Below are 14,656 nucleotides of genomic sequence, written 5' to 3'. Positions count from 1 at the left end.
AATCGACGGTAGCAGCGCGCGCGAGTCCTTATTCGGCCACGAGCCGGAACGTGTCGAACCGCGGCTTGCCGGCCGGTCGCAGGACGAGGACGTTCACGCCCGCGGCCGTGTGGCGCGTCTCGACGTGCTCGAACGCCTTCGGCGTGACACCGTCCGGGAAGAGCCGGCGGCCCTTGCCCAGCACCACCGGAAACTGCCACAGCCGGTACTCGTCGACGAGGTCGTGCGCGATCAGCGTCTGCAGCAGCGCGCCGCTCCCGTGGACCTGGACCTCACGGCCCGGACGGGACTTCAGGTCCCGCACGAACTCGACGACGTCACCGCCGACGAAGGACGTGTTCGCCCAGGTCGAGCTCGACAGCGTGCGCGAAACGACGTGCTTCGGGAGGCCGTTGAGCCGGGACGCCAGCGGGTCGCCGGGGTCGGTGACCTTCGGCCAGTGCGCTGCGAAGATGTCGTACGTCCGCCGGCCGAGCAGGAACGCGCCGGCGCCGGAAATCCACTCCGTGGCGAGCTCCTGCATGCCCTCCTCGTAGAACGGCGTCACCCAGCCGCCCTGGTCGAAGCCGCCGGAGGTGTCCTCCTCGACACCGCCGGGGCCTTGGTAGACGCCGTCCAGGGTCAGGAAGGTCGTGGCGATCAGCTTGCTCATGGTGCCTCCTCGAGTGCGGGTCTTCACCCACCCGTCGCGCGAGGAAGCGCCGGATCGACATATTCAGGAAGCCAGGAAGAGCTCCAGCTGCTCGACGACGAACGCGTGGTCGTCGGCCTGGGGCAGCCCGGACACGCCGACCGTGCCCACCGGCCCCACGCCGCGCACCAGCACCGGGAACACCCCGCCGTGCGCGGCGTAGAGGTCCAGGTCGAGGCGGGAGCGCTCTTCGAACGTGCCGCCCCGCACGCGGAACTGCGTGCCGATCAGGAACGAGCTGTGCCCGTAGCGGTCGACGACGCGGCTCTTGCGCTCGATCCAGGCGTCGTTGTCGGCTGAGGTCCCGGGCAGCGCCGCGTGGAAGAGCCGCTGGCCGTTGCGGCGGACGGAGATCGTCACCGGCAGCTCGCGCTCCCGCGCCGCCGCCAGCAGCTGCTGGCCGAGGGCGAGCGCGGTCTCGTTGTCGAACCTCGTGAACTGGAGGCGTTCCTCCTGCTCGGCGAGCTGGGCGAGGCGTTCGGCTTCGGTCATGTCCCCATTAAATCAACACTGTTGTTTAATTGCCAGCGAACTCGGTGAGGGACAGCACGTTGCCGTCCGGATCGGGGAACCAGGCGATCCGCCCACCCGGCGTGGTCCAGATTTTGTCGGTGTCCTGTGGCAGCGTGTCGAAGGTGAGGAACTCCACGCCACGGCCACGCAGCTCGGCCACCGCCACCCGGATGTCGGCGACCGCCCAGCCGAGCACCGTGAACGGCTGCGGCGTGAACTCGGGCACGGCGGTCACGCGCAGCATCGTGCCGCCGCTGCGGAACACACAAGCGAAGGAGGACTGCTCGATGAACTCGAGCCCGGCGACATCCGTGTAGAAGGCACGCGAGCGCTCCAGGTCGGTCGACGGTGCGAAGGCGACCAGATCCGCTGAGCCGAGCATGGGCCTCACCTCTCTCGGCGGTGAAGGTACTCCTCGTCGGTGGAAAACGGCTCGCGCCGGAGGAGGTGGGCATGGGCCGGATCCGGCGACGCACGGTGCTCGGCGGCGCGGCCGCGGTCACGGTGGCCGGCGCGCTGCCCGCGGCCTGCGCGGTCCCGGCGCGCACGGGCACGCTCGACGACGTCCGCCACGTCGTGGTGCTCATGCAGGAGAACCGGTCGTTCGACCACTACTACGGCACCATGGCAGGCGTACGCGGCTTCGGCGACCGCGCGGCCCTGCGGGACGTCTTCCGCCAGCGCGGCCGCGACGGTCCGGTGCTGCCGTTCCGGATCGACACGTCCGTCGTGGACGGTCAGGACCTCGGCGAGCTGCCGCACGACTGGAACAGCACGCACCGCGCGTGGAACGACGGCGCGTACGACAGCTGGGTCAAGGCGAAGAGCCCGATGACGATGGGGCACTTCGCGCGCGACGACGTCCCGTTCCAGCACGCCCTGGCGAGCGCGTTCACGCTCTGCGACCACTACTTCTGCTCGATCCAGGGCCCGACCCAGCCGAACCGGCTGTTCCACTGGACCGGCACGATCGACCCCGAGGGGGTCGCCGGCGGGCCGGTCACGCACAACTTCCCCGACTACGAGCCGTCGTTCCGCTGGACGACCTACCCGGAGAGATTGGAGGCAGCAGGCATCTCGTGGCGGATCTACGCCAACGACGAGGAGCGTGGCGTCCCCGAGCACTTCGTCGGCGACTACGGCGACAACCCGCTGTGGCTGTTCCGGAACTTCCACGACTCGCTGTACTCGATGGACCCGCTGAAGCAGCGGCTGGCCGAGCGCGCGAACCTGCGCAAGAAGCTGCTGCCCGATTCCGGCCGGGGCAAGGACCTCGACCACGTGCTGGCCGAGTTCCTCGCGGACTGCGCGGCCGGCACGCTGCCCGCGGTGTCGTGGGTCGTGGCGCCGTACGGCTACTGCGAGCACCCCGCGGCCCGGCCGGTCGACGGCGCCGCCTACCTCCAGCGGATGCTGAAAGCGTTGTGGGACAAGCCGGAACTGTGGGAATCGACCGTCGTCTTCATCAACTACGACGAAAACGACGGCTTCTTCGACCACGTCCTCCCGCCGACCCCGCCACCCGGAACGCCCGGCGAGTACCTGCCGGGAAACCGGCCGGAGCGGGGCGGGGCGTCCGGCGCTCCCGTCCCGATCGGACTGGGGCCGCGGGTGCCGATGACCGTCGTCTCGCCGTGGAGCCGCGGTGGCTGGGTGAACTCGCAGGTCTTCGACCACACGTCGGTGCTGCGGTTCCTCGAGGCGTGGACCGGGGTCCGCGAGCCGAACATCTCGGCGTGGCGCCGGGCCATCTGCGGTGACCTGACCAGCTGTTTCGACTTCCGCGCGCACAACACGACGATCCCGCTGCTGCCCGACGCGGACGCGTTGCGCGCCGAAGCCGACCGGACGCAGTCACGGCTGCCGAAGCCCGGGCTGAAGCCGGGCGCGCTGGTGCAGGAGCCCGGCACGGCGAACGCGCGCCCGCTGCCGTACCAGCCGGTCGCCTGGGCCGCGGTCGAGCCGAACCTGCTGAAGCTGCACCTGGCCAACCACGGAACGCAAGCGCTGCAATTGGCCGCGTACGCCTATCACGCGGGCGGGACGTCACAGCGCTTCGACCTCGGCCCCGGCGGCTCCACGACGGGCGAAATCGCGCACAGCGGGTCGTACGACATCGCGATCCACGGGCCGAACGGCTTTGTCGTCGAGGCTTCGGGCGGTGTGGGCCTCGATGCCGCCGTCACGTTCGTGAGCACACCCGCACTGCGGGTCACGGTGACCAACAATGGACCGGCGTCGGTTGTGCTGAACGCCGTCACCCTTCCGCCCGGCGGCTCGCACGACTTCCCGGTGCCGGCGAAGAACGGCTGGTACGACGTCACTTTCGAGGCGCCGGGGTGGCGCCGCCGCTTCGCCGGGCACCTGGAGGACGGCCGCCCGTCGCGCACCGGCCCTTAACGGAGGGCGTCCAGCGCGAAGGCGGCGAGCATGGCGACGCCGTTGGGCATCGCGTCTTCGTCGAAGAGGACGCGGTTCGAGTGGTTCGCGGCCGCTTCGGCGGGATCAACGCCGGGCGGGCACGCGCCCAGGAACGCGTACGCGCCCTGAACGCGTTGCAGCACATAGGAAAAGTCTTCGGCACCCATCAGCGGGTCCGCCATCAGCTCGACGTTCTCCCGGCCGAGCACGGCCTCCCCGAGCGTCAGGACTTCGGCGGCGACGCGGTCGTCGTTGACGGTCACCGGGTAGCCCGGCTCGACGTCGGCGAGGACGCGGCAGCCGTACGCCGCGCCGACCTGTTCGCACACCTTCGGCAGTTCGGCACGCACCAGCGCGCGCGTGTGTTCGGACAGCGCGCGGATCGTGCCCTGCAGCTCGGCGGTCTCCGGGATGATGTTCGTCGTCGTGCCGGCCTGGATCCGCGTCACCGAGAGCACGGCGGGGTCGAACACGCTGACCCGGCGCGTGATCATCGTGTGCAGCGCGCCGACCATCGCCGCGGCCGCCGGCACCGGGTCGATCGTGTGCTGCGGCGCGGAGCCGTGGCCACCCTTGCCGGTCACGAGCACCGTGAACGAGTCCGCCGACGCCATCTGCGGGCCCGGCCGGACCGACAGCAGCCCGCTGCGCAGGTTGGCGAGGATGTGGAGGCCGAACGCGCGCTCGACCCGCGTCCCGGCGGCGTCGAGCACGCCTTCGTGGATCATGAACCGGGCGCCGTGGTGGCCCTCTTCGCCCGGCTGGAACATGAAGACGACCGAGCCGGCCAGCTGATCCTTCCGCTCAGCGAGCAGCCGCGCCGCCGAAGCGAGCATCGCGACGTGCGTGTCGTGGCCGCACGCGTGCATCGTGTCCTCGACCTCGGACGCGAAGTCCAGCCCGGTCTCCTCGGTGAGCGGCAGCGCGTCCATGTCGCCGCGCAGCAGCACCGCCGGGCCGGGCCGCCCGCCGCGCAGGACGGCCGTCAGCGACGTCGTGGCCTTGCCTTCGGTGATCTCCAGCGGCAGGCCGTCGAGGGCGTCCCGGATCGCCGCCTGGGTGCGCGGCAGGTGCAGCCCCTGTTCCGGGTGGCGGTGCACGGCGCGCCGGAGTGCGACGGTGCTGTCCTGCAGCGCCCGCGCGTCGTCGAGGAGCCCGGCGAACGGCGTGCCGGGCAGCGTGGGCAGGTCAGTGGGGCCGGTCATGCTCCCGATAGTGCCCCATGCGGCGCTTCGGGCGCACCGTGCGTGCGCTCGGTCGGGCGGCGGAATACGGTGTGCGCATGGCGGTGGATGAGCCGGTCACGGGCTTCGCGGTAGCCGTGGTCCGGGAAGACGGTCGGTGGCGGTGCAGTGCGCTCGACCCGGGGGCGCTGACCGAGCTGGACGCAGCGATCACTGAACTGGGCAAACTACGTTCCACCGGTGCGGCCTTCGGGCTGTTGGCCGTCGATGACGAGTTCTTCGTGATCGTCCGGCCGAGCCCCCGGGGGCCGTCGTTGCTGCTGTCGGACGCGGCGGCGGCGCTGGACTACGACATCGCGGCGGACGTCCTCGACGTCCTGCGCGTCGATCCACCGGACGAAGAGGACGACTCCGTCTGGCCCGAAGGCGACCTGGAGATCCTCACCGATCTCGGGCTGCCCGCGCCGGAGCTGGAGGTCATCGTCGGCGAGGTCGACCTCTACCCGGACGAGCAGCTGCAGATGATCGCGCAGCGCGTCGGGTTCGGCAGCGAGTTCGCCAAGCTCCTGGACGAGCTCTGAGACGCCCGTCCGACACCGAGGCCGTGGAGGCCGCGCTGGAAGCCGCGCGCGCCCCCGGCGCGGACGTGCCGATCGGGGCGGTCGTGTTCGGCCCCGACGGCGTCCCGCTGGCCGCGGCCCGCAACGCGCGAACCGAGCTGGGCGACCCGACGGCCCACGCGGAGATCCTGGCCCTGCGCGCGGCAGCCCGCGTGGCAGGCGACGGCTGGCGGCTCGAGGGTTGCACACTGGCCGTGACGCTGGAGCCGTGCACGATGTGCGCGGGCGCGCTGGTGCTGGCCCGGATCTCGCGGCTGGTGTTCGGCGCGTGGGAGCCCAAGACGGGGGCGGTCGGGTCCCTTTGGGACGTCGTCCGCGACCGCCGGCTGAACCACCGGCCGGAGGTCCACGGAGGCGTCCTTTCGGCGGAGTGCGCCTCCATCCTGGAGACGTATTTCGCCACGCGGCGCTGATGTCGGTGCGTTGGTGGGTACCCCTCCGACATGACTATGAAGGACAAGGTCCAGCAAGCGGTCGGCGGAGCGCGTTCGAAGCTCGGCCAGGCCACGGGCAACCGGCGCCTGGAGTCGTCGGGCCGCATGCAGCGCCGCCGCGCCCAGGTGGCCGAAGTGGCCCACGACCTGCGCGACCGTTTCCGGGAGGCCCAGGTCAGGCGGCGTTCGCCCCGCCCCGGTGACCCCTCGTGAGGCTCGGGTAGGTCCTCCGGTACTGTTCTCGGCGGTGGCGTGTCCGAGCGGCCGAAGGAGCACGACTCGAAATCGTGTGACGGCTAATCCCCGTCCGTGGGTTCAAATCCCACCGCCACCGCGCAACCGGACCCCCGGTCGACCTAGTCGGCCGGGGGTTTTGGTCTTGTTCAAGCACTTCTAGTGATCAGCCGGCGGGATTTTCAGCGCGAGCACATCCGGGTCGAGCGTCGGGACGCGGTTGACGACCGTGCTGCCGCTGATGGCCAGCACGGTGTTTTCGGATTCCGGCGCGGAAGCGAGCGACGACGTTCCGTGGGGAAGCAGCGTGCTCAAAAGATGCCACTTCTCGGTGTGCAGGTCGTAGACCTCCGTGGTGCGCTGGCGGCCGAGGCGATCCTGGAACGGCCCGGGCCCGCCGCCGACCACGACGATGCGGTCGCCCCCGAGCACGGTCGCTCCCGGCAGTGCTCGCGGTTGGTGCATCGACGGCACGGCTTCCCAGGTGTCGGATTTCGGCGAGTACCGCTCCACCGTCCTGAAAGCTTCCTGGAAAAAGCTTCGCAGCCCGCCGATCGCATACAGGTGGCCGCCCGCGGCGACGAGTCTGTGGCGCGCTCTCGGGTTCAGCATCGAGGCGACCGGCGACCACCGTTCCTCGTGCGGATCGAACACGAGCACGGAGTCCGTGGCGTGTTCATCGGTGTCGGTGTCGTCGATGGTGCCGCCCGCGACGTAGAGCAACCCGTTCAGGCCGGCAGCTGCGGCTACAGCGCGAGGTGTCGGCAGGGGCGTGTTCGCCGACCATTGATCAGTGTCCGGATCGTAGCGCTCGACCGCATCGGTGCTGCGCTCGGTTTGGAGGATGCCGCCGACGGCGTAGATCATTCCGTCGACGACGCCTACCCCGTGCTGGCCTCGGGCAGTGGGCATCGGGGCGACTTCGTGCCACTCGCCGTCCCCGTCAACTCGGCGAGCTTCGACGGAGTGGAGGGCCACGTTCGCGTCCGCGCCGCCGATGACGTAGATGTGCCCGTGCGCCGTCGCCACGTCGTGTCCGAACCGTGCTGTCCGGAGTGGCGGCCGGTCTTTCCATTGTTTGCTCATTCTTGCCCGCCCTCGTTGTTCGGTGATTGATTCCCTCGTGTCGCAAGGGGTAAGAGCAAGGTCTCGGCCGTCACGGTCGTTGTTGCACTTCCGCGCTCGTCGATACCGAATCGCGTCCCGCGCTTGACTTGAAGGGGACTTGAAGTGTGACCGTGGACGGCACAAGCCGATCACCAGGGAGCACACCATGAAGGTCCTCGTCACCGGAGCCACCGGTCACACCGGACGCCACGTCGTCGCCGGTCTGCTGGACGCCGAAACCGAAGTCAGGGTCCTCGTCCGAGATCCGTCGAAAGCACCCGAAGGCGTCGAAGTCGTCCAGGGCGACATCACCAACCCCGCCGAAGCCGCCGAGGGGGTCGACGCCGTTTACCTGCTCTGGCCCTTCTTTCACGCCGAAGGCATCGAAGCAGCGCTCAAACCCTTCAAAGACAAGAAGATCGTTTATCTCTCAGCCATGTCTGCGGAGGACGGAGGCAGCTGGGGCCAGGTCGAGGACGCCATCAAGAACGTCACCGAAGACTGGACGTTCCTCCGCGTCACCGGCCTCGCCGCCAACACCCTCGGCTGGGCACACCAAGCGAAAAGCGGAACGGTCAAAGCGCCCTACGGTCAAGCCAAACGCTCTCTCGTCCACGAACGCGACGTCGCCGATATGGCCGTGAAGGCTCTCACTGCAGACCACACGAAGCAGATCTACCTCGTCACCGGTCCCGAAGCGCTCACGCAAGCCGACCAGGTGAAGATGATCGGTGAAGCGATGGGAATCCCCGTGCGGTGGGAAGAACAGCCGATCGCTGAGGCGGCAACACAATTCGGTGCGGAATTCGCAAAAAGCGCCTTGCCGTACTGGGCGTCATTGGTCGACGATCCCGAGCCCGTCTCGCTGGACGTAACAAAAGTCACCGGGCACCCGGCGAGGACCTTCGACGAATGGGCGCGGGACCACTTCAGCTGAGCTGGACCGCCGGCGCCGTCAACGGCTCCAGTTCCGCCGCCAGCGAAGACAGCGACGCGACTTTGGCGGAAACCACCCGCACGACGGCCGTGCACGTGACGCTCACCGTGCTCACCACTTCGGCCGAGCGGTCGCCCGTCAGGACCGCCGCCACCGACGTCGACGCCGCGTCGGCCAGTGCACACACCTCTGCGGCGGCTGACGTGGCCAGCGCGTCCAGCTCCGAAGCGATCCGGACGCCTAGCGCGGCGGTCGACGCGGCCGCCCGGGCCGCTGACGCGTACTGACCGTCCACTGTGTCCGCCCAGGTGCCGAACGTCTCCGCGCTGCCGCCGGTTTCCGCCCGGTCGACGCCGGCGCGGAACTCGGCCTGCGCCGACGTCACCAGCAGCGCGCCCGCATCGACCGTCGTGGCGGACGTGCTGATCGACGACGGTGCGCAGTCGAGGTGCCGCAGCACCGCGACCGGGTCCGGGGCGCCGATGCGGCCCGCCGCCTCGCGCAGCGTCGCCAGGCGAGAAGCGGCCGCCGTCAACGCGGGGTGTTCGAACACCTCCGACGTCACGGCGCCACCGCTATCCGCCCTCGGAAGCCGGGGCTTCGCGCCGCCATCCGCAGCCGGCCCGCCAGGTCGGACGTCGCATCGCCGAGGACGCGCGCGTCCGCTTCGCGTGCAGCGAGGGCCGCCGCCCAGCGGGCCGCGAGCTCGCGGGCCTGCGGTGAGATGCCGAACGGCGTCGCGTCGACGCGGGCTTCGGCGAACCGGCCGGCGGCCTTGTCGTCGGCCGCCACGGCCTGGTCAAGCAGGTCGGCGGCGTTGCGCAGCTGATCACTGTCGATCCGCGAGCCTCTGCCTTCCGGCATGGGGACCTCCGTCGTCAAGGGCGCTCACCCGATCGTGGAAGATCTTGCCTCATGCGCCCGCGCCGCCCGCATCGCGGTGACCTGCAGCGTTGATCGTGTTCCACCAAGTGGACGTCTTGACCGCAGGGCGGGAGGAAGAACACCATGAGCGCATGTCCGCCACCTCGGAAAGCACGCCAATCCGGTGGCACGGCCGCGCCTCCAAGCGGTCGGTCGGGGAAGGCACCGTGGAGCTGCTCCTGCGCCGCGGCCGCCTGGGCTCGCCCCCTGCCTGACGCGAACCCGGCGTCCTGACGCGAACCCGGCGTCCGAATTTCCCGAAAACCCTTGGAGCACAACCATGTCCGTAGACCTGCCTGCCCGGATTCAGCTGCGCGAGGCCGTCGCGCCCGACCACGGCATCGTCGAAGGCCCCCGCGTCCTGCACCGAAGCGGGAGCGGCGAGCCGTACGAGCGCTTCACCCTCCGCCCGCTGAGCCGGGTGATCGGCGCCGAGATCACCGGCGTCGACCTGGCCGAGCCGCTGACCCCCGAGCTGCGCGAAGACCTCAATCGTGCGCTTCTCGAATGGAAAGTCGTCTTCTTCCGCGACCAGGAAATCACGTCGGCGCAGCAGCGCGCGTTCGCCGCGAACTGGGGTCAGCTGGAGACGAACCCGTTCATCCCGAAGGGCGACGACGACGCCGTCACGCGCTTCGAACGCACCGCCGCCATGCCCGGTTACGAGAACATCTGGCACGTCGACGTCACCTGGCGCCCCAACCCGGCGCTCGGCTCGGTGCTGCGGCTGATCGAGGTGCCGCCGGTCGGCGGCGACACGATGTGGGCCGACATGGCCGCCGCCTACGACAACCTGCCCGAGGACGTCCGCGCCCGCATCGACGGGCTCACCGCGGTGCACGACTACCTCCCGGGCTTCGACAGGTTCTCCGATCCTGCGCTCCTCGCGCAGTGGCAGGACCGCTTCCCGCCGGTGGAGCACCCGGTGGTCCGGACGCACCCGGAGACCGGGCGGCGCACCCTGTTCGTCAACCAGGCGTTCACGACGCACATCGTCGGGCTGGACCGGGCCGAGAGCGACCGGCTGCTGCGGTACCTGTTCCTGCAGGCCCACACGCCCGAATTCCAGGTCCGGTTCAGCTGGCGGCCGAATTCGGTGGCGTTCTGGGACAACCGCGCGACGCAGCACTACGCGGTCAACGACTACCACCCGCACGTCCGGATCGCGGAGCGCGTCGCCATCGCGGGCGATCGGCCGTTCTGAGCCTTAGCCTGGGGACATGACCGATGAACCCCAGGCAGTGGTGACCGGTTTCCTCAAGGCGCTGGAAGACCTCGACGTCGACCGGGCGCTGACGTTCGCGGCGAGCGACATCGTGTACCAGAACGTGCCGTTGCCGCCCGCTCGCGGCGTTGCCGCGGTCGAGAAACAGCTGCGTTTCATGGCCAAGTACGGCTCTGGGTTCGAAGCGCGCACGCACCACATCGCCGCGGACGGCAACGTCGTGCTCACCGAACGCACCGACGTGCTGCGCCGCGGCGCGTGGGAAGCGGAGTTCTGGGTGTGCGGCACGTTCGAGGTCGAAGGCGGCCGGATCGTGTTGTGGCGCGACTACTTCGACTGGACGACGTTCCTGGCCGCGAGCGCGAAGGGCGCCGGGCGGGTCGCGCTGGCCGGCGCGCGCACGCTCATCGGCCGTTACAAGGGAAGGCAGGCGGTCCGCTAGACCCGGTGCTCGCCGCGGTCGTGGTCCCGAAGGTCCACGACCGCGGCTATCCCCAGCACCAGCACGAACACGCAGCTGAGAACAATCAGCCCCCACATGATGGTTCTCCCTCCCCCACATGTTCGTGCCGGGTGAGCTGACGGGGAGTGGTCTGTGCCACTTTTCCGGCGGCTCACGCAGACCGTACCTCCGCTTCACGCGGGTTGTTCCGGTCCTTGAGGAGCATTTAAGGCAGATGCGCCGGATGGGTGACAGGCACAGCGCGTGCGGTGACGGCTCGCGCGCGATCCGTTACGCGCCAACGCCTAGGCCGGCCACCGAGGCGATTCCATCCCGGACGGTGACCGTGGTGGAACGCAGCGCGGAGACGTCGGCGACGTACCGCAGCACCTTGGCCGCTTCGTCCCCGGCGAGCGGCTCGCACTCGTTGTCGGCGCCCCGCCGCACCGGGATGAGCTCCAGCCGGGGCTCGTCACCGAACATGCAGCCGGCCAGCAGCCCGTCGAGGTGCCGGCCGCGCATCGCCGGCCAGTCGCACACGAGGTTGCCGAGGCTGTAGAGGATCGCGCGGCCGCGGTAGACCTCGACGGCCTGGATGCTGTGCGGGCCGTGCCCGGCCACCAGGTCGGCGCCGGCGTCGATCGCGGCGCGCCCGTAGGTGACCTGGTACTCGGCCAGGTCGGGGCCCGGCAGGCCCCAGTGCATCGAGACGACGACGTGGTCGTTCTCCGTCTTGGCCTGCTTCACGTCGGCGACGAGCCGCTCGAGGTGCTCGGGCACCGGTGTCGTGCGGACCACCGGGGGCCGGCCCGGGATCTCCGCGACCCGCGGATCGGGCTGGTAAGCCGTGGTCGCAAACGCTTGCGCGACGCCCGGGGAACCCGACTGCGCGGCTTGGCCGAAGGCGCGGCGAAGTGAGGTGTATGCGAGGAATGCGACCTTTTCGCCGGACCGCTCGAGCACGGCGGGCGCGTGCGCGGCTTCGAGGTTCGCGCCGGCGCCGCAGTGCGCGATCTTCGCGCCGTCGAGCACGGCGAGGTTCGCCATCGCCGCGGCCGGCGGGTGGGTGACGTCGTTGGCGCACGAGACGACGTTGATGCCGGCCGCCGTCAGCGCTTCGGCCATCGGCGCGTCGAGGGGGCCTTCGAGGTTCACGAACCGGAGATCGGCACCCTCGAGCAGGGGATCCAGCCGGGCGAACGCTTCCGAAGGCTTCGTGCGGCCCTGAATGTTGACGTCTCCGCCGAGTACCAGCGTGATCACGAAGCCTGCTCTGCCGATCGAGTGACGACGAAAGTAGTTGTTACGAATCGTTGCATCTTTGTCTTCCTCCTCCTCATCTGTTCGGGGGACTATGCCACGACTGTTCAAGCACAAAGGGGACTCAGGGTGACCAAGACCCACAGAGCCAAGACCGCGCTGACGGTGGCCGTCGCGTCCGGCTTGGTGCTCGGCGGAGTGGCCGCACCGGCCGCCTTCGCGGCACCCAGCGCCGACGCGGTCATCGCCGAGGTCTACGGCGGTGGCGGCAACTCCGGCGCCACGTTGACCAACGACTTCGTCGAGCTCGCCAACCACGGTACTGCGGCGACGAGCGTCGACGGCTTCAGCGTCCAGTACCTGCCCGGCTCGCCGGGCGCGTCCAGCACGTGGCAGGTGACGCAGCTGGCCGGCAGCGTCGCGCCGGGTGGGCGCTACCTCGTCGCCGAGGGCAAGGGCAGCGGCGGCACCGTCGCGCTGCCCACCCCGGACGCGACCGGCACGATCGCGATGTCGGCGACCGCGGGCACGATCGCCCTCGTCTCCGGCACCACGGCGCTGACCTGCAAGACCGCCGCGGACTGCGCCGCCGACGCGCGGATCAAGGACCTCGTCGGGTTCGGCGCGGCAACCGTGCGCGAAGGCGCTCCGACGGCCGCGCCGGCCAACTCGACGTCCGTCGCGCGTGGCACGGCGCTGACCGACACCGACGACAACGCGACCGACTTCACCGTCGGCGCCCCGTCCCCGACGAACACCAAGGGTGAGACGACCGGCGGCGGTGACCCCGGCGAACCGGGCACTCCGGCCAAGATCCACGAAATCCAGGGCACCACGCGCATTTCGCCCTTCAAGGACCAGAAGGTCAGCGACGTCACCGGCGTGGTCACCGCGACCCGGACGTTCGGCTCGGTCCGCGGCTTCTGGCTCACCGACCCGAACCCGGACAACGACCCGCGCACCAGCGAGGGCCTGTTCGTGTTCACCGGCTCGACCAGCCCGGCCGTGGCGGTCGGCGACGCGGTGACCGCGGCCGGCACCGTCCGCGAGTTCTACCCGGACGCACCCGCGACGTCGAACTACCAGTCGCTCACCGAGCTGAGCAGTGCACAGTGGACGGTCGGCTCGCACGGGAACCCCCTGCCCGCGCCGACCGTGCTGAACCCCGACACCGTGCCGGTCGCCTACGCGCCGGCGCCGGGCGGGAACATCGAGCCGCTCACCCTGGAGCCGGCGAAGTACGCGCTGGACTTCTGGGAGTCGCACGAGAGCGAGATCGTTTCGGTCAGCGACGCCCGTGTTGTCGGCCCGTCGAACTCGTTCAACGAGCTGTACGTGACGACCAAGCCGGACCAGCACAAGTCCGTCCGCGGTGGCAGCGTGTACCTGGGCTACGACAAGCTCAACAGCGGTGTCCTCAAGGTGCAGTCGCTGATCTCGTTCGACCAGCGGCCGTTCCCGAAGCTCAACGTCGGCGACCTGCTGACCGGCACTACGTCCGGCCCGGTCGAGTACAGCAACTTCGGCGGTTACACGCTGTTCGCGAGCGTGCTCGGGACCGAAAAGGACAACGGGCTGCAGGCGGAGTCGACGCGCAAGCAGCGGTCCGGCGAGCTCGCCGTCGCGACGTACAACGTCGAGAACCTGGCGCCAGGTGACCCGCAGGCGAAGTACGACCGGCTCGGCGAAGCGGTCGTGACGCACCTGGCCACGCCGGACATCGTGAACCTGGAGGAGATCCAGGACAACACGGGCGCGACCGACGACGGCACCGTCGTCGCGGACCAGACGCTGCAGAAGTTCACCGACGCCATCGTGGCCAAGGGCGGCCCGCGCTACCAGTGGCGCTCGATCGACCCGGTGAACGACGAGGACGGTGGTCAGCCGGGCGGCAACATCCGCGTGGCCTTCCTGTTCAACCCGGCGCGCGTGTCCTTTGTGGACCGGCCGGGCGGGACGTCGACGGCTGCCGTGGGTGTCGTCCGCGACCACGGCAAGGCACACCTGACGGCGTCGCCGGGCCGCGTCGACCCGACGAACGAAGCCTGGGAGAACAGCCGCAAGCCCCTCGCCGGCGAATTCGTCTTCAAGGGCCGCACGGTGTTCGTCATCGCCAACCACTTCAACTCCAAGGGCGGTGACCAGCCGACGCACGGCCGGTACCAGCCGCCGGTGCGCAGTTCCGAGGTGCAGCGGGCGAAGCAGGCGACGGTGCTGCGCGGGTTCGTGGATTCGTTGCTGACGGCCGATCGCAACGCGAACATCGTGGTGGCGGGCGACCTCAACGACTACCCGTTCTCGCCCGCGGTCCAGACGCTCACCGCCGGTGGCGCGCTGAAGGACCTGATCGCGTCGGTGCCCGAGGCTGAGCGGTACAGCTACGTGTTCGAGGGGCAGTCGCAGGTGCTGGACCACATCCTGGCGTCGAAGGCGCCGCGCGGGGTCGACTACGACGTCGTCCACATCAACGCGGAGTTCGCCGACCAGGCCAGCGACCACGACCCGCAGGTGATCCGGTTCCGGCCGAGCAGCGGCAACGCCATCCAGGACGGGATCAACGACCTGCTCGACTACCTGGAGCAGATTTTCGGGAAGTACCTGCCGTAAGTCCGGGCTTCAACGGCCACCATCGGACGGTTCCGCCCGATGGTGGCCTTTTCCTTG

At 69.8% G+C, this 14,656-nt stretch carries 16 protein-coding genes and 1 tRNA gene; 9 read left to right on the top strand and 8 right to left on the bottom strand.

Annotation, left to right across the window (positions count from 1 at the left end; genetic code table 11):
* Nucleotides 1-28: 28 nt before the first annotated feature.
* The 3 genes from ACIA5G_RS07030 to ACIA5G_RS07020 form a co-directional block, all read right to left on the bottom strand.
* Complete coding sequence (locus ACIA5G_RS07030) at nt 29-652, bottom strand: dihydrofolate reductase family protein (RefSeq protein WP_395921256.1); 624 nt, start codon at nt 650-652, stop codon at nt 29-31.
* A gap of 63 nt (nt 653-715) precedes the next feature.
* On the bottom strand, nt 716-1,183 hold the full coding sequence (locus tag ACIA5G_RS07025; protein WP_395921255.1) for a heme-degrading domain-containing protein: 468 nt from the start codon (nt 1,181-1,183) through the stop codon (nt 716-718).
* 25 nt (nt 1,184-1,208) lie between these two features.
* Entirely contained in the window at nt 1,209-1,586 is a 378-nt protein-coding gene (locus ACIA5G_RS07020; RefSeq protein WP_395921254.1) for a VOC family protein, read from the bottom strand.
* A gap of 71 nt (nt 1,587-1,657) precedes the next feature.
* On the opposite strand from ACIA5G_RS07020, the gene ACIA5G_RS07015 reads away from it, so the two are divergent.
* Nucleotides 1,658-3,604 (top strand): phosphocholine-specific phospholipase C, encoded by a 1,947-nt coding sequence (locus ACIA5G_RS07015; RefSeq protein WP_395921253.1) that lies wholly within the window; start codon nt 1,658-1,660, stop codon nt 3,602-3,604.
* Here ACIA5G_RS07015 and ACIA5G_RS07010 read toward each other — a convergent pair.
* The gene (locus tag ACIA5G_RS07010) at nt 3,601-4,830 is read right to left on the bottom strand and encodes a M20 family metallopeptidase (protein ID WP_395921252.1); all 1,230 of its coding nucleotides are present in this window, start codon (nt 4,828-4,830) and stop codon (nt 3,601-3,603) included. The two genes, ACIA5G_RS07015 and ACIA5G_RS07010, sit on opposite strands and share 4 nt — an antisense overlap.
* A gap of 77 nt (nt 4,831-4,907) precedes the next feature.
* Here ACIA5G_RS07010 and ACIA5G_RS07005 point away from each other — a divergent pair, with 77 nt between their 5' ends.
* The 4 genes from ACIA5G_RS07005 (at nt 4,908) to ACIA5G_RS06990 (ending at nt 6,197) form a co-directional block, all read left to right on the top strand.
* Nucleotides 4,908-5,390, top strand: coding sequence for a tRNA adenosine deaminase-associated protein (locus ACIA5G_RS07005; protein ID WP_395921251.1), 483 nt, complete (start codon nt 4,908-4,910; stop codon nt 5,388-5,390).
* Nucleotides 5,391-5,413: 23 nt separating this feature from the next.
* A complete protein-coding gene (locus tag ACIA5G_RS07000; RefSeq protein WP_395921250.1) occupies nt 5,414-5,842 on the top strand; it encodes a nucleoside deaminase in 429 nt (142 codons plus the stop codon).
* Nucleotides 5,843-5,872: 30 nt separating this feature from the next.
* Nucleotides 5,873-6,076: a CsbD family protein gene (locus tag ACIA5G_RS06995; RefSeq protein WP_395921249.1), complete on the top strand. Its 204-nt coding sequence runs from the start codon at nt 5,873-5,875 to the stop codon at nt 6,074-6,076.
* Nucleotides 6,077-6,109: 33 nt separating this feature from the next.
* Nucleotides 6,110-6,197: transfer RNA gene (locus ACIA5G_RS06990), tRNA-Ser, on the top strand.
* A gap of 59 nt (nt 6,198-6,256) precedes the next feature.
* On the opposite strand, the gene ACIA5G_RS06985 is transcribed toward ACIA5G_RS06990, so the two are convergent.
* Nucleotides 6,257-7,183 (bottom strand): Kelch repeat-containing protein, encoded by a 927-nt coding sequence (locus ACIA5G_RS06985; RefSeq protein WP_395921248.1) that lies wholly within the window; start codon nt 7,181-7,183, stop codon nt 6,257-6,259.
* A gap of 187 nt (nt 7,184-7,370) precedes the next feature.
* Here ACIA5G_RS06985 and ACIA5G_RS06980 point away from each other — a divergent pair, with 187 nt between their 5' ends.
* Nucleotides 7,371-8,141 carry an SDR family oxidoreductase gene (locus tag ACIA5G_RS06980; protein ID WP_395921247.1) on the top strand — a complete coding sequence of 257 codons (771 nt, stop codon included), beginning with the start codon at nt 7,371-7,373 and terminating at the stop codon, nt 8,139-8,141.
* On the opposite strand, the gene ACIA5G_RS06975 is transcribed toward ACIA5G_RS06980, so the two are convergent.
* The gene (locus ACIA5G_RS06975) at nt 8,134-8,706 is read right to left on the bottom strand and encodes a hypothetical protein (RefSeq protein ID WP_395921246.1); all 573 of its coding nucleotides are present in this window, start codon (nt 8,704-8,706) and stop codon (nt 8,134-8,136) included. The genes ACIA5G_RS06980 and ACIA5G_RS06975 overlap by 8 nt on opposite strands.
* Nucleotides 8,703-9,005 (bottom strand): hypothetical protein, encoded by a 303-nt coding sequence (locus tag ACIA5G_RS06970; protein ID WP_395921245.1) that lies wholly within the window; start codon nt 9,003-9,005, stop codon nt 8,703-8,705. The genes ACIA5G_RS06975 and ACIA5G_RS06970 overlap by 4 nt, the downstream gene beginning before the upstream one ends.
* A gap of 340 nt (nt 9,006-9,345) precedes the next feature.
* On the opposite strand from ACIA5G_RS06970, the gene ACIA5G_RS06965 reads away from it, so the two are divergent.
* A complete protein-coding gene (locus ACIA5G_RS06965; RefSeq protein ID WP_395921244.1) occupies nt 9,346-10,269 on the top strand; it encodes a TauD/TfdA dioxygenase family protein in 924 nt (307 codons plus the stop codon).
* Between the two features lie 16 nt (nt 10,270-10,285).
* Nucleotides 10,286-10,732: a limonene-1,2-epoxide hydrolase family protein gene (locus tag ACIA5G_RS06960; RefSeq protein WP_395921243.1), complete on the top strand. Its 447-nt coding sequence runs from the start codon at nt 10,286-10,288 to the stop codon at nt 10,730-10,732.
* A 291-nt stretch (nt 10,733-11,023) separates the two neighbouring features.
* On the opposite strand, the gene ACIA5G_RS06955 is transcribed toward ACIA5G_RS06960, so the two are convergent.
* A complete protein-coding gene (locus ACIA5G_RS06955) occupies nt 11,024-11,995 on the bottom strand; it encodes a CapA family protein (protein WP_395921242.1) in 972 nt (323 codons plus the stop codon).
* A gap of 126 nt (nt 11,996-12,121) precedes the next feature.
* Here ACIA5G_RS06955 and ACIA5G_RS06950 point away from each other — a divergent pair, with 126 nt between their 5' ends.
* Complete coding sequence (locus ACIA5G_RS06950) at nt 12,122-14,599, top strand: endonuclease/exonuclease/phosphatase family protein (RefSeq protein WP_395921241.1); 2,478 nt, start codon at nt 12,122-12,124, stop codon at nt 14,597-14,599.
* Nucleotides 14,600-14,656 lie beyond the last annotated feature (57 nt).

Source organism: Amycolatopsis sp. NPDC051758 (assembly GCF_044453095.1).
Classification (GTDB): domain Bacteria; phylum Actinomycetota; class Actinomycetes; order Mycobacteriales; family Pseudonocardiaceae; genus Amycolatopsis.
This window is presented reverse-complemented; position numbering and strand designations above follow the sequence as displayed.